We start from the raw sequence: 1,666 nt of genomic DNA, 5'->3' as shown, positions 1-1,666 counted from the left end.
TGACCGAATAGGTCGTGGTGTCAAACGCCCCGGAAATGGTGGCGGTGGCCCCGTCCATGCCGGGCATGTGGTCAGCGGTGAGGATGACCTCGGTGCCCACCGGGTACGTGGGATCCTCGGCCTCTTCAATGCCTGCCGGCGGTGCCCCGCCGTCGGCAGGGTGGTCGTGCCCGCCGTGCTCTTCGTCGGCAGTGGTGGTGTCTTCCTGGTGGGTCTCGTTGGTCTCTGCGGTTGCCGTCGTGGTGCTGGTGGTGTCGGCATCGTCGGAGTTGTCGGTGGCGTCGCTGCAGGCGGTCAGCGCCAGGGTGGAGGTCAGTACCAAGGCGGCGAGGGTAATGCTGCGTTTCATGAGCGTTCCTTTCAAAAGTGGTGTGAGTTAGGGGTCGAGAGACAAGGTCAGTCAGTAACGGTTACGGGGGATATCGACCCACTGTGTTCCTCCTTCCCGTCGGTCGGAGCCAGGTGAGCCGGCTCCAGATCAATGCGGCGCAACAGCTGGGCGTTCAGGGCCACCACGATGGTCGAGGCAGACATCAAGATCGCGCCCACGGCCGGGGACAGCACGAACCCGATCGAGGCGAGCACTCCGGCGGCCAACGGCACGGCGAGGATGTTGTAGCCAGAGGCCCAGATCAGGTTCTGGATCATCTTGCGGTAGCTGGCCTGGGACAGCTCAATCATCGACAGCACTGCCCGCGGGTCATCACTGGCTAGGACCACCCCGGCAGATTCCATGGCCACATCCGTGCCGGCACCGATGGCGATACCGACTTCCGCGCGGGTCAGAGCGGGGGCGTCATTGACACCGTCACCGACCATGGCCACGCTCAAACCCCGGTCCTGCAGCTGCGTGACCTTGGTGTCTTTGTCCTGGGGCAGGACCTCAGCGAAGACCTCATCAATGCCTATGTCCTGACCGACGGCGTGGGCGACCTGCTGGGCGTCGCCGGTGATCAGCGCGACCTTTACCCCGCGGTCCTGCACGGCTTTCACGGCGGCACGGGATTCGGGGCGGATCTTGTCCTCGACGGCTACCGCACCGATGATCTGACCGTCGCGGACAATATGGAGCACACCGGCCCCACGCCCGGTCCAGGCGCTGGTGGTGTCGGTGAGCTCGGCCGGGGTCGTGAGGTTGAACTCGCGCAGCATGTTCGGCCCGCCCACGAGGATCTCAGCGCCATCGACAGTGGCCCGGACCCCCCGGCCGGAGGCGGCGCTGAAACCAGTTGCACGGATTTGCCGACGGGAGGCCTCGGGAGGGGCGGCCGCGGCCGCCACGATGGCGCGGGCCACGGGGTGCTCACTGTCGGCCTCCGCGACGGCGGCCAGGGCCAGTAGCTCGCCCTCGGTGACGCCGACAACTGCCGCGACACCGGTGACCGCGTGCGCACCCTCGGTCAGGGTGCCGGTTTTGTCGAAGAGCACCACGTCGATGGTGCGCATCCGCTCGAGCGCCATCCGGTCCTTGATGAGCACCCCGGATTTCGCGGCCCGCTCGCTGGAGATCGCAATGACCAGCGGAATCGCCAGGCCCAGGGCGTGCGGACAGGCGATGACCAGCACCGTGACCGTGCGCACCACGGCATCGTCCGGGCTGCCGATGATGGTCCACACCACCGCGGTGATCAGAGCGGAGATCAGCGCGAACCAGAACAACAACGCC

2 protein-coding genes are annotated in these 1,666 nt (G+C 66.6%); both read right to left on the bottom strand.

Annotated elements, in window-relative coordinates:
• On the bottom strand, positions 1 to 349 hold a 349-nt coding region (locus AB2385_RS17030), incomplete at its 3' end, for a DUF1541 domain-containing protein (RefSeq protein ID WP_367656202.1).
• Between the two features lie 47 nt (positions 350 to 396).
• Positions 397 to 1,666, bottom strand: a 1,270-nt coding sequence (locus tag AB2385_RS17025) for a heavy metal translocating P-type ATPase (RefSeq protein ID WP_367656201.1), incomplete at its 5' end; no start/stop codon positions are given.

The organism is Symbiobacterium sp. (genome assembly GCF_040797425.1).
GTDB lineage: Bacteria > Bacillota > Sulfobacillia > Symbiobacteriales > Symbiobacteriaceae > Symbiobacterium.
This window is presented reverse-complemented; position numbering and strand designations above follow the sequence as displayed.